Origin of the sequence: Stenotrophomonas sp. VV52, assembly GCF_002893095.1 — a bacterium.
Taxonomy (GTDB): Bacteria; Pseudomonadota; Gammaproteobacteria; order Xanthomonadales; family Xanthomonadaceae; genus Stenotrophomonas; species Stenotrophomonas aracearum.
In genome coordinates, this window is record NZ_PKQQ01000006.1 from 148084 (window position 1) to 160642 (window position 12559).

Here is a 12559-nt window from a genome sequence, read left to right on the forward strand (position 1 = left end):
GATCAGTTTACCCTGCAGGCGTGTTTGTCATCACATCGGCGGCCAAGCCGCGTTCGCCTTGGCGTGCTCGTACCAGTCCACCATGCCGAGATCGTCCAGCGCATACTCGCCCCGATTCGACTTCCACGCGGACATACCGGACAAAGGCAGCGCCGCATGCTCCGATGCGGAATTCAAGCGAACTTGTCGAACGCGTCATTTCGCCAGCGGGTAGTCCGTCGACACGCTGAGTTCCCGCCACCGCTCCATCTCCAGCAGCCTGTCGCGGTCCGCGTTGGCGATGATTTCCAGCGCGTCGCTGCCCAGCGCCAGGCGCAGCGGCGGCCGTTCCTGTGCTGCAAGCTTGAGCAGCGCGGCGGCGGCCCGCGCCGGGTCGCCGGGCTGGCGACCGTCATAGGCACGCTGGGCCCGTGCGGTGGCGCCCACAACGGCGTCGTACTCGCGCCGGCCCTCATGCAAGGTGGTGGACGCGCCGGCGAAGTCGGTACGGAAGCCACCCGGCTCTACGACGGTGACCTGAACGCCGATCAACGCCATCTCCCTGGCCAACGACTCGGAGAAGCCTTCAACGCCCCACTTGGCGGCAGAGTACGCCGCACGCCCGGGCGCGCCGATCCGGCCGCCGACCGAGGAGAACTGGATGATGTGGCCACTGCCCTGCCCGCGCATCAGCGGAATGACCGCCTTGGTCATGATGATGGTGCCGAACAGGTTGGTTTCGATCTGCTGCCGGATCTCCGCCAGGCTGGCGTCTTCCACGGAATTCACATCGCCGTAGCCGGCGTTGTTCACCAGCACGTCCAGCCCGCCGAAGGCCTGCTGCGCCAACGCCACCGCGTGAACTGCCTGCCCAGGGTCGGTCACGTCCAACGCAGTCGTTCGTACCGCACTGCCGTGGCGCTGCACCAGGCCGTCAAGACGGGCCGGATCGCGGGCGGTGGCGACCAATTGATGTCCCGCTTCGAGTACCGCCTCGGCCAGCGCGCGCCCGATGCCGCGCGATGCGCCAGTGATGAGCCATCGTTGTGTCACGGGCGTGCTCCCTGCGCTGCTTTCTCGATCAGCGCCGCCACGGTGTCGGGATGGGACACCATGACCACGTGCGAGCCACCCTTGACCACCACGGTCTCGCGCGCCTGCGCGCGCTCGGCCATGAACGCCTGCGCGGCGGCAGGAATGTTCAGGTCGGCATCGCCGTACACGAACCAGCTGGGCAGCGTCTTCCACGCCGACGCCGGGCTGGCCTCGTTCAATGCGGCCTCGGTGATCGGGCGCTGGCCTGCCGCCATCAGGCGTGCCTGCGCGGCGGGAACATCTGCGGCGAACTGCGCATGGAACTTGTCCTGTTCGATGTAGAGATCCTTGCCGCCATCGGCCAGCACGACCGGCGGTGCCAGCGTCGCGCCAAGGCTGCTGCCCGGGAACCTGCCGGAAAGCTGCGCCGCGGTTTCGCCCACCGCCGGTGCAAAGGCCGCGACGAACACCAGCGCCTTGACGTTGGACGCGTCATCGGCCGCGGCGCTGATCACCAGGCCGCCATAGGAATGCCCCACCAGCACCACCGGGCCGGGGATGCTGCGCAGCAGGCTGTTCACCTCAGCCGCGTCGGCACGGACGCTTCGAAGTTCGTTGGGCGCCGCTATCACGCGGTAGCCATCGGCGTGCAGCCGGTCGATGACGCCATTCCAGCTGGAACTGTCGGCGAAGGCGCCGTGGACCAGCACCACCGTGGGCTTGGCCGCCGAAGCAGGGGCAGCAAAGCCTGCCAGCGGCGTGGCCAGTGACAACGCCAGCAGCGTCAGCGTACCGGCAAGGGAGATTGAGCGGCGATTGCGCAGGATCATGGGGGCATTCCTCAGCGAGAGTGGAAAACGGGGCCAGTCACTGCGCCCACCGGGTGAACACAAGGTCGTGGTCCTTGACCCGCGATTGATGGCAGGCCAGGCAGGTTTCATGCTGGGCGCGGTCGGCGGGTTGCCCGTCGATGAAGCGGCCAAAGCCCCAGCCGCCGGACGCGGCGTACTTCTTCGAGTCCTTCACCATGACCTGCACGGTGGTGGCCGCGCCGGGAACCGAGGCCGGGGCGAACTCGCCCGACGGCACGTCCTTCCAGGCGAGCTTCACCAGCACCGTGCCGTCGGGAAATGGCAACCGGCCCGCCCGATAGGCGCGCACGGCCACGTCGTTGCCGAGCACCGCGCGCAGCTCGTTCAACGGAGCGGCTTCCTGCGCCACGCCCACCAGCTGCCAGCGCCGGTAGTCGTCCGGCAGGGTCACGCCGTAGATGGGCGATGCCGGTTTGGTGGCGGGCGCGCCGCGTGCGATGAAGATGGTGCCGAACACGATCAGTGTGCAGACCAGGACGAACAAAAGGATTCGGAGGATTCTCATCGGCTTCTCCGCTGCTTACAGGCGGTCGACGTCGATCACCGCCTGCGCGAACGCCTGCGGACTCTCCTGCGGCAGGTTGTGGCCGATGCCGCCGCTGATCAGCCGGTACTCGTACTTGCCGGTGAAGCGTTTGGCATAGCTCTCGGCAGTCGGGTGCGGCGCGCCGTTGGCGTCGCCCTCCATGGTGATGGTCGGCACCTCGATGTTGGGAAGACCGGCCAGGCGCTGTTCGAGCGGCGCGTACTTCGCTTCGCCTTCGGCAAGACCCAGGCGCCACCGGTAGTTGTGGATGGCAATGGCCACCTGGTCGGGATTGTCCAGTGCGGCGGCACTGCGCGCGAAGGTGGCGTCGTCGAACTTCCACTGCGGCGAGGCCAGCTGCCAGATCAGGCGAGCGAAGTCGTGGCGGTTCTTCTCATAGCCGTCGCGACCGCGGTCAGTGGCGAAGTAGAACTGGTACCACCACTGCAGCTCGGCCTTCGGCGGCAAAGGTGCACTGCCTGCCGCCTGGCTGCTGATCAGGTAGCCGCTCACCGCCACCAGCGAGCGCACGCGCTCGGGCCACAGCGCGGCGACGATGTTGGCAGAACGCGCGCCCCAGTCGAACCCGGCAAGCCCGGCGCGTTTGATGCCCAACGCGTCCATGAAGTCGATCACGTCCTGGGCCAGCGCGGCGGGCTCGGCATTGCGCGGGGTGCCGCTGGAGAGGAAGCGGGTGTCGCCGTAGCCGCGTGCGAACGGAACCAGCACCCGGTAGCCCTTTGCCGCCAGCAGCGGCGCCACGTCGTCATAGCTGTGGATGTCGTAGGGCCAGCCATGCAGCAGGATCACCACCGGCCCTTTTGCCGGCCCGAGTTCGGCATAGGCCACGTCCAGCACGCCAGCACGCACGTGCTTGAGCGCACCCAATGCACCCTGCGGGGTGGCCGCTGCGGCAGGTGCAGTGGTCGAAGGCGCTGCAGCGGCGCTACCGACCAGGCCAAGCTGGAACAGGCACGCCAGCAGGGAAGCGCCCAGCACGTTGAAGGCGGGGGGCACGAAGGTTGCGCGAGTCATCAAGGTATTCATCATCGTCTCCAGAAGGAAAGCCCGTGGTGCGGAATCAAGGCGCGGAATGGCGCAACGGCGCGAACGCGGTGCGCAGTTCTTCGGCAAACAGCTGGGGTTGTTCCCATGCGGCGAAATGGCCGCCCTTACCGGCTTGGTGGAAGTAGTAAAGCGAGGGGTAGGCCTGGCGCGTCCAGCTTTCCGGGGCCCGGTAAATCTCGCCGGGGAAGACCGTCACCGCGACCGGCACGCGGATGCTGGCCGTCTTCTGTGCGGCGGCACTGAAGTTGTTGTTGTTGTTTTCCCAGTAGAAGCGCGATGAAGACGCGCCGGTCCGGGTGACCCAGTACAGGGTCAGGTCGTCGAGGATGGCGTCGCGGCCGAGCACGGCTTCGGGGTGGCCGTTGCTGTCGGTCCAGGCCGCAATCTTCTCGTAAAGCCACGCCGCCATGCCGGCCGGTGAGTCGGTCAGCGCATACCCCACCGTCTGCGGGCGGGTCACCATCATCGCGCCGTAGGCGGCATTGCGGCCAAAGAACGTACTCAGCTGGTCGTATGCCTCGCGCTCGCTTGCACCCAGCCCGGGCGGCGCTGCATGCCCGGCATTGATGCCCTCCACCAGTTCGGCCGGAATCGTGGCCGGCATGTTCAGATGAATGCCCAGCAGACCCTGCGGCGCCTGGCGTGCCAGCGCATCGGAGATGACCGACCCGTGGTCGCCCCCCTGCGACACGTAATGGGTATAGCCCAGACGTTTCATCAGCACGTCCCAGGCCCGCGCCACCCGATCCGGGTTCCATCCCGGCGCCGTTGGCCGGCCCGAAAAACCGTAGCCGGGAATGGCCGGAATCACCACGTCGAAGGCGTCTTCGGCGCGACCGCCATGGGCTACCGGATCGGTCAGCGGCCCGATCGCGTTGATGAACTCCAGCGGCGAACCCGGCCAGCCATGGGTGAGCACCAGTGGCATCGCATGCGGCTCGCGCGAGCGGACGTGGATGAACTGGATGTCCACCCCGTCGATGGTGGTGATGTACTGCGGCAGGCTGTTGAGCCGCTTCTCCACCCGGCGCCAGTCATAGCCGCTGCCCCAGTACCCCAGCAGTTCCTGCAGGGCGGCCAACTGCACGCCCTGGGAGGTGTCGGCGACGGTTTCCCGGTCGGGCCAGCGGGTCTGCGCAATGCGCCTGCGCAGCTCGACGAGCTCCGACTCGGGAACATGCACGTGATAGGGGCGAATGCTGGTATCGGGCGAGCTCGGCGCGGGGGCGACCGGCGCGGCAAGCGCCGGGGCCAGCGGGCAGGCGACGGCGAAACCCAGCACGGCGACCAGGCGAAGACAGGCTGTAGTTCGGCGAGGACAAAGGACGGTGGAGGACATGGGGGGCTCCGCACGACGGAAGCGTCGCAGTGGGTGCATATCAGCAGGCCCCGCGCCGGCGCACACTTGAACCAAGGTATCGGTCGATACCTTTGTATGAGCCCGCCGGATCGACACCAAGGTATGGTTGGAACGCAGCGCAGCGACGCGCACCCTTTCCCGTTGACGATCGTCGAGCAGAGCCCATGGCGAAGACAGAACCCAGTGGGTCGGAAGACCCCACGATCGCCACGTTCCGCGCGCTGGCCGACGCCATGCCGGCATCGGTACTGCTGATGACGCCCGACGGCCAGGTGGAGTACGCCAATGAGCAGGCGGTCGCATTCCGCGGTGCCAGCCTCGAGGAACAGCGCGCATGGAAGACTGCGCAGCTGATCCATCCAGACGAGCTTCCGCAGGCCATCGAACAGTGGGCGCACTGCGTGGCCACGGGGGACCGGTTCGAGATGGAGTACCGCGTACGTCGCGCCGACGGCGCGTACCGCTGGTTCCACGTGCGCGGCCAGCCGGTGAGGGACGCAGCCGGCAGCATCCAGCGCTGGTGCTTCCTCGACGTGGACGTCGATGACCGTAAACGAGGTGAAGCGCTGCTGGCGCAGACACTGGCCGAACTGGCCGCCTCGAAACAGCGGCTGCGCGCCCTGATCGACACCGTACCGGGGTTCGTCTGGCAGGCCGCACCGGACGGCAGCGTGGAATTCCTCAACCAGCGCTGGTTCGACTACACCGGCATGCAGCCGGAGGACGCGCTGGGCAGCGGCTGGACCTCGCGCATCCATCCCGCCGACGCAGCGCCCCTGGGCGCATACTGGCATGCCCTGCTGGCGTCGGGCGAGCAGGGCAGCTTCGAGGCCAGGCTGCGCGGAGCCGATGAGCGCTACCGGTGGTTCCTGATCCGCGCCGTGCCGTTGCTGGACGACAGCGGAAAGGTGCTGCGCTGGTACGGGCAGAACACCGATATCGAGGACCGCAAGCAGGCCGAACTGTCGCTGGCCCGGGTCCGCTCGGAGCTGGCCCACGTGGCGCGCGTCGCGAGCCTGGGCGCGTTGACTGCCTCCATCGCCCATGAGGTCAACCAGCCGCTGGCCGGCATCATCACCAACGCCAATACCTGCATGCGCATGTTGAACGCAGATCCTCCCAATCTCGTGGGCGCACGCGAGACGGTGCGGCGCACCCTGCGCGACGGTAACCGCGCGTCGGACGTGGTCAAGCGCCTGCGGGCGCTGTTCGCCAAGGCCGATGCCACGGCAGAGCCGCTGGATCTGAACGAAGCGACCCGTGAAGTACTGGCCCTGGTCTCGGCCGAACTGGACCGTGCCGGCATCTCGCTGCAACTGAGGTTCGCGGACCCGTTGCCACCGGCCTGGGCCGACCGCGTGCAGGTACAGCAGGTCATCCTCAACCTGCTGCTCAATGCCAGCGAAGCCATGTCTGCCCTCGAACACCGCACCCGACGGCTGTGCGTGACCACCGCTACCGAAGGCACCGACCGCGTACGTCTGTCGGTGAGTGACTCCGGCGACGGTGTCGACCCACACGACGCGGAGCGCATCTTCCAGGCCTTCCACACCACCAAGCGCAGCGGCATGGGCATCGGCCTGTCGGTGAGCCGCTCGATCATCGACAGCCACGGTGGCGCGCTCTGGGTGGAATCGGCGGACATGGGCGGCGCCCAGTTCGCCTTTACCCTGCCCCGCGCGGAGGCACGCGCATGAGCCCTGCCCTGCTGGTGTCGGTGGTGGACGACGACGAATCGGTGCGCGAGTCGCTGCCCGACCTGCTGCGCGAATTCGGCTATACGGTGGCCGCGTTTTCTTCGGCCGCCGAGTTCCTCGCCTCGGCCGAGATCGAGAGCACCCGCTGCCTCATCCTGGACGTCGCCATGCCCGGCATGAGTGGCCCTGAGCTGATGCTGGAACTGCGCCGCCGGCAGTACGCGATACCGCTCATCTTCATCACCGCGCATGGCTCGGCCAGCGAACGTCCGCGCCTGGTCCGGCAAGGTGCAGTGGAGTGCCTGGCCAAACCCTTCAGCGAGGCCGAGCTGCTGCGTGCGCTCAACGCCGCGCTGCCGCAGCCCTGAGCGACTGCCCGCCGATCCCCGGAGAACGCCCCATGCAGCATGCTTCCGCCCTGGTGTACGTGGTCGACGACGATATCTCGGTGCGCGAGTCACTTGAGCTGATGATCGAGCATGCCGGCTGGCAACCGATGGTGTTCAGCTCGGCCACGGCGTTCCTCGAAGAGCCGCGGCCGCAGGTACCGGCGTGCCTCGTACTGGACGTCCACCTACCAGATCTCAATGGACTGGACCTGCAGACGTCGATGGCATCGCAACGGCCGGACCTGCCGATCATCTTCATCACCGGGTACGGCGACATCCCGTTGACTGTGCGCGCCATGCGCGCCGGCGCCGTCGAGTTCCTGACCAAGCCGTTCGATGGCGAGGCGTTGCTGTGCGCCATCTCGGAAGCGCTGGCCTCGAGCGAAGCCGCGCTCCAGGGAATGGCGTCCATACGGTCGCTGCAGGACGCCTACACCTCGCTGACCCCGCGCGAGCAGGACGTGCTCGGCCTGGTGGTGCGCGGTCGACTGAACAAGCAGATCGCGGCGGAGCTGGGCATCAGCGAGATCACCGTCAAGGCACATCGCGGCAAGGCGATGCGCAAGATGGGCGCTCGTTCACTGCCGGAGCTGGTGAAGCAGGCGGCGGTACTTGATCGTGGCGGGAATCGGGCGAATTGACCGCACTGGCGGTCTCGGCATTGTCTCCGCCATGGTTCATGCCTCCGTCGATCGTTGAAGTGCTGAAGGCGGTCGATTGGGATGCGACCCTACCTCCCCAGCGCGTCATGGGCGCCGGGAGGCGTTGGGCCAGCCGCCGCCCAGACCTGCGCGCGCCCGGCGCAAGCGGATCGTTGCGGAGATGTCCGCCCCACAGGGGTTGCGGCGACCGCACCCGGGGGTGTGGCAAAGCCGACACCCACATTTCAAACAAACGATTGAAACGCGCGTAACTTCGCCGAACTGGACACGATCCACCGGTTCCGCCAGACTCCGCCCTTTCCTGTTACGTGGCACCCATGGCGAAACTGCTGGTCCTGCACGGCCCCAACCTCAACCTGCTCGGTACGCGCGAGCCGGGGGTCTATGGGCACACCACGCTGGCGCAGATCGACCAGGCCCTGCTGGCGCAGGCGCAGGCCGCCGGGCACGCGGTAGAGAGCCTGCAGTCCAACGCCGAGCACGTGCTGGTGGACCGGGTGCAGGCTGCCCGTACCGACGGTACCACCTTCATCCTGATCAATCCGGCCGCGTTCACCCACACCTCGGTGGCCCTGCGCGACGCGCTGGCCGCGGTGGACGTGCCGTTCATCGAAATCCACCTGTCCAACCCGCATGCCCGCGAACCGTTCCGCCAGCACAGCTATTTCAGCGACAAGGCGGTCGGCGTCATCTGCGGCTTCGGTGCCGACAGCTACCGTTATGCCATGGACGCGGCGCTGGCCCGGCTGGCAGCAGCCTGAACCCCATTGAATTGACCCGAGCGCAACGCGCTTCCCACCACACTAGACATCAAAAACAAGAGGCCCCTATGGATCTCCGCAAAATCAAGAAGCTGATCGACCTGCTGGAAGAGTCGAACCTTGCCGAAATCGAAATCAAGGAAGGCGAAGAATCCGTCCGCCTGTCGCGCGCCCCGGTCTCGGGCTACGGCGTGGTGCAGGCCGCGCCGCAGATGGTGATGGCGCCGCCGGCTGCCCAGGCCGCCGCACCGGCGATGCCGATGCAGTCGCCGACCGAAGCGTCCACCGGCGGCACCGCCAAGCCGGGTCCGGCCCTGCCGGAAGGCCACGTGCTGCGCTCGCCGATGGTCGGCACCTTCTACACCTCGTCCGCGCCGGACAAGCCGGCCTTCGTGTCGGTCGGCCAGCAGGTCAAGGCCGGCGAAACGCTGGCGATCATCGAAGCGATGAAGATGTTCAACCCGATCGAAGCCGATGCTTCCGGCACCATCGTGGCCATCCTGGGTGAAAACGGCCAGCCGGTCGAATTCGACCAGCCGCTGTTCGTGATCGGCTAAGGATCCGTCCATGCTCGACAAAGTCGTTATTGCCAACCGGGGTGAGATCGCGCTGCGCATCCTGCGCGCGTGCCATACCCTGGGCATCCGCACGGTGGCCGTGCATTCCACGGTCGACCGCAACCTCAAGCACGTGGCCATGGCCGACGAGTCGGTCTGCATCGGTCCGGGCCCGTCGCCGGAAAGCTACCTCAACATTCCGGCGCTGATCGCCGCGGCGGAAGTCACCGACGCCCAGGCCATCCACCCGGGCTACGGCTTCCTGTCCGAGAACGCCGACTTCGCCGAGCGCGTGGAGGAGTCCGGCTTCATCTTCATCGGCCCCAAGGCCGACACCATCCGCATGATGGGCGACAAGGTCGAAGCGATCCGCGCGATGAAGGCCGCCGGCGTGCCGTGCGTGCCCGGCTCGGGCGGCCCGCTTGGCGACGACATCGTGGCCAACACCAAGATTGCCCGTGAGATCGGCTACCCGGTCATCATCAAGGCCGCCGGCGGCGGCGGTGGCCGCGGCATGCGCGTGGTGCACGCCGAGGCGTCGCTGAAGACCTCCATCGAAACCACCAAGAGCGAGGCCAAGGCCGCGTTCGGCAATGGCGAGGTGTACATGGAGAAGTTCCTGGAAAATCCGCGCCACGTGGAAATCCAGGTGCTGGCCGACGGCCAGGGCAACGCCATCCACCTGGGTGAGCGCGACTGCTCGATGCAGCGCCGCCACCAGAAGGTGGTGGAAGAAGCGCCAGCGCCGGGCATCAGCGCCGAGCAGCGCGAAGAGATCGGCAAGGTGTGCACCGAGGCGTGCGTGCGCATCGGTTATCGCGGTGCGGGCACCTTCGAGTTCCTGTACGAAGACGGCCGCTTCTACTTCATCGAAATGAACACCCGCATCCAGGTGGAGCATCCGGTGACCGAAATGGTGACCGGTATCGACCTGGTGGTGGAGCAGCTGCGCATTGCCGCCGGCCACAAGCTCAGCATCAAGCAGAGCGACATCGTGCTCACCGGTCACGCGATCGAGTGCCGCATCAACGCTGAAGACGCCGAAACCTTCGTGCCGAGCCCGGGGCAGATCACCGCCTTCCATCCGCCGGGTGGCCCGGGTGTGCGCGTGGATACGCACATCTACGCCGGGTACCGCGTGCCGTCGAACTACGACTCGATGATCGGCAAGCTGATCGTGCACGGTCCGGACCGTGAGACCGCGATTGCGCGCATGCGCGTTGCGCTGAGCGAGATGGTGGTGGACGGGATCAAGACCAACGTGGCCCTGCAGCAGCGCATCATGCGCGACAAGGGCTTCCAGGCGGGTGGACAGAACATCCACTACCTGGAAAAGCGTCTGGCCGAGCGCAAGAACAAGTCGATTGCGTTGACCTGATCGCGCTGGGTAGTTGGATTGCGTGGAGCCGGGCAGAGCCCGGCTCCACGCGTTTTGGGGCTAGTCCCGTAGTGGGGTTGCCAGCAGGGGTTGCGCGCCGAGCGTGCCCAGCGCCTGGCGTGCGGCGCCCAGCTCCTCCAGCTGCAGTTCGCCCGGCGCCTTGCCGGTGACCTTGAACAGCACGTTGTTGCCGATCATCACCTGCGCTTCGTCCTGCAGCGAGAGCAGCCCGGTGGGGTGCGCATGCTTCTGTACCTGCAGGGTCACCACCGTTGAGGCGCCCTGCGGGCCATCGCCGGCGCCTGCCGCCGCGCTCACCGCGCGTCCCCGGTCGCCACTGGCCACCAGGAACGTCCGGCTGTAGACGACCTGCCCTTCCTGCAGGCCAGCCAGTTGCGCCGCGTCCACCGCCAGCGCCACGTACACGCGCCCCGCGTGCGGCGGAATGCGCGCCAGGCCGCGGTTGATCCGCGCCACTACCTGTTCGGAGTCGCGGAAGACCGGCTGCACGCTGCCGTACTGCAGGAAGTCATCCATGGACCGCCGGCGCCAGGTGAGGTAACTGCGGATCGCGGCGCGCTGCAGCTGGCTCAGGCGCAGCCGATCGTTCTGGGCCACCGCGCTTTCGTACACCTGCGCGGCCTCCAGGCTGGGCATGCCGCGGTACTCCACGTTGAACTCGGCCTGGGTCATGAACCGGTTTTCTTCCTTTGGGATGGCCTGGCGCATGTCGACGATGTGGTGCGCGGGCTGGCCACGACGATGCAGGCGCGCAGCGCCGATGCCGCGCGGCAGGTAGACCGAAATACGCCGGGTGTGCTCGTCCACCTCGCGGATCCGCACCCGGAAGTAGCGCTCCCGGTAGCGCACGAAGTGGCGCAGGCGACCGCCCTTGAGGCTGATGTACCAGCCGGGGCGGCCGATGTCCGGCTGGAGGCCGCGTGCGCGCGCCTGCTGCGCGTCGAGTGCGCGCCCGTAATGCGCCTCCAGCGTGCCGGACAGCTCCGTGGAGAACTCCGGCAGCAGCGCGGCGCAGGCCTCTCCCGGCGCGCGGCGGCAGCGCAGCGTGCGCACCGGCGTGGGCGCCTTTTCACGCAGGTGGTAAACGCCGTCGCGCTTGACCAGCTCAAGGGTGCCGATGCGCAGCGACAGTGCCTCGCCGAGCGTGGCGGCGTAGTAGCGGCCGTCCACGCAGACCGCGTTGCCGGCGCGCCCGCTGACGGCGTCGTTGTAGTACAGGATGCCCTCCGGGCCAAGCAGGTCCAGCCGCAGCGTGGCGTGGTCCAGTGGTCGCTGCGCTTTCAGCTGCGCTGCCACCGTGTCGAACAGGGGAATGGAGCTGTCGATGCGGGCAACGCGGGAGGTTGTGCCCTGCGGCGTCGTGACCCGCCTCCAGGTCCAGTCGCTGCTGTCGAACGCCACATCGACGTAGCCGGTGTCGTCCAGTACCTGCAGGCGTCCCTCGCTGATGCCCAGCGCACGCTCGCGGCCTTCGAACGGCACCAGGATGCGACCGTCGTGCAGTTCGGCGCTGGTCTGGCGGATGCCCACCTGGGGCGCGCGCGCGGGGCGAGGGTCCTCGACCGGGTCCGGATCCAGCCGGGCAGGGCCCGGCTCTACCAGGCCTCTTGCCCCACCGAGGGCAAGTGCGGCGTCGGTCAGTTCGGCGCGGTCCAATGGCTTGTGCTCGAGCGCGTCGGCGGTCAGGTCGAGCGCTTCTCCCGCCGTCTGCAGGGCGAACACCCCGCGCGCGCCTATGCCGGCCGCTTCGATGATGGTGGCGGCCGCATCGCCTGCCTGCAGCAGCGCACGCATGCCAGGACCCACGGGCGGCGCGCAGCGCACGCCTTCGTGGCGCTCCCAGGCGTTGCGGGCGTCGGTGAACAGTTCGCTGACCGGGCTGCGCAGGAGGCCCGCCACGGTGTGCAGTGCGCCCGGCATGCCGGAGGCGGGCGGTACGGGAATGCAGTTCGCCGACTGCAACGGATGGGCCGACACCGCAGGTGGGCGACCGGTTGTGGTCGGCATGCCGGTGGCATTGGTGATCGACAGCACCGCTGCCAATGCCTGCACCGGGGTTTCAACCCGACGAATGGCGCGGGTGTCCAGCGGATGGGGCGTCGGGGCGAAAACAGGGCGACCGGCATGGTGGCGACCGGTCGCGTGCCGGTGCTCGGCAGCGGAAGTGGGCATGGGCAGCTCGATGGAAGGGCGTGCCCGATGAAATCGAAGCCGCGCGCTTCTGTCCAAGCGACGCTGCCTACCTCAATCGCAG

General features: G+C 67.6%; 13 protein-coding genes. 6 read left to right on the forward strand and 7 right to left on the reverse strand.

Translation table 11 applies throughout. From position 1 onward, the window contains the following. Positions 1-30: 30 nt before the first annotated feature. From C2U58_RS20065 to C2U58_RS11795, 6 genes are read right to left on the reverse strand one after another with little or no spacing between them, the layout of a single operon-like run. Complete coding sequence (locus tag C2U58_RS20065) at positions 31-177, reverse strand: hypothetical protein (protein ID WP_172448132.1); 147 nt, start codon at positions 175-177, stop codon at positions 31-33. Between the two features lie 18 nt (positions 178-195). Continuing rightward, positions 196-1032: an oxidoreductase gene (locus C2U58_RS11775; RefSeq protein WP_102946027.1), complete on the reverse strand. Its 837-nt coding sequence runs from the start codon at positions 1030-1032 to the stop codon at positions 196-198. Next, on the reverse strand, positions 1029-1844 hold the full coding sequence (locus tag C2U58_RS11780) for an alpha/beta hydrolase (protein WP_102946028.1): 816 nt from the start codon (positions 1842-1844) through the stop codon (positions 1029-1031). Before C2U58_RS11780 ends, C2U58_RS11775 begins: the two co-directional genes overlap by 4 nt. Before the next feature lie 37 nt (positions 1845-1881). Continuing rightward, the gene (locus C2U58_RS11785) at positions 1882-2391 is read right to left on the reverse strand and encodes a cytochrome P460 family protein (RefSeq protein ID WP_102946029.1); all 510 of its coding nucleotides are present in this window, start codon (positions 2389-2391) and stop codon (positions 1882-1884) included. A 15-nt stretch (positions 2392-2406) separates the two neighbouring features. Next, the gene (locus C2U58_RS11790; RefSeq protein WP_102946142.1) at positions 2407-3447 is read right to left on the reverse strand and encodes an alpha/beta hydrolase; all 1041 of its coding nucleotides are present in this window, start codon (positions 3445-3447) and stop codon (positions 2407-2409) included. Between the two features lie 46 nt (positions 3448-3493). After that, positions 3494-4819 carry an epoxide hydrolase family protein gene (locus C2U58_RS11795; RefSeq protein ID WP_102946030.1) on the reverse strand — a complete coding sequence of 442 codons (1326 nt, stop codon included), beginning with the start codon at positions 4817-4819 and terminating at the stop codon, positions 3494-3496. Between the two features lie 185 nt (positions 4820-5004). Between C2U58_RS11795 and C2U58_RS11800 the strand changes: the two genes are divergently transcribed. The 6 genes from C2U58_RS11800 to accC all read left to right on the forward strand — a co-directional run bounded on the left by C2U58_RS11800 (position 5005) and on the right by accC (position 10284). Then, complete coding sequence (locus C2U58_RS11800; protein ID WP_102946031.1) at positions 5005-6537, forward strand: PAS domain-containing sensor histidine kinase; 1533 nt, start codon at positions 5005-5007, stop codon at positions 6535-6537. Continuing rightward, on the forward strand, positions 6534-6905 hold the full coding sequence (locus tag C2U58_RS11805; protein WP_102946032.1) for a response regulator: 372 nt from the start codon (positions 6534-6536) through the stop codon (positions 6903-6905). Before C2U58_RS11800 ends, C2U58_RS11805 begins: the two co-directional genes overlap by 4 nt. 32 nt (positions 6906-6937) lie before the next feature. Continuing rightward, complete coding sequence (locus C2U58_RS11810) at positions 6938-7567, forward strand: response regulator (RefSeq protein WP_102946033.1); 630 nt, start codon at positions 6938-6940, stop codon at positions 7565-7567. A 338-nt stretch (positions 7568-7905) separates the two neighbouring features. Then, positions 7906-8349, forward strand: a complete 444-nt coding sequence (gene aroQ / locus C2U58_RS11815) for a type II 3-dehydroquinate dehydratase (protein ID WP_102946034.1) — start codon at positions 7906-7908, stop codon at positions 8347-8349. Between the two features lie 68 nt (positions 8350-8417). Next, positions 8418-8906, forward strand: a complete 489-nt coding sequence (gene accB / locus C2U58_RS11820) for an acetyl-CoA carboxylase biotin carboxyl carrier protein (RefSeq protein WP_102946035.1) — start codon at positions 8418-8420, stop codon at positions 8904-8906. Positions 8907-8916: 10 nt separating this feature from the next. Beyond that, the gene (gene accC, locus C2U58_RS11825) at positions 8917-10284 is read left to right on the forward strand and encodes an acetyl-CoA carboxylase biotin carboxylase subunit (protein WP_070207357.1); all 1368 of its coding nucleotides are present in this window, start codon (positions 8917-8919) and stop codon (positions 10282-10284) included. 60 nt (positions 10285-10344) lie between these two features. Here accC and C2U58_RS11830 read toward each other — a convergent pair whose 3' ends face one another. Continuing rightward, positions 10345-12477: a hypothetical protein gene (locus C2U58_RS11830; protein WP_146033452.1), complete on the reverse strand. Its 2133-nt coding sequence runs from the start codon at positions 12475-12477 to the stop codon at positions 10345-10347. Positions 12478-12559: the final 82 nt, after the last annotated feature.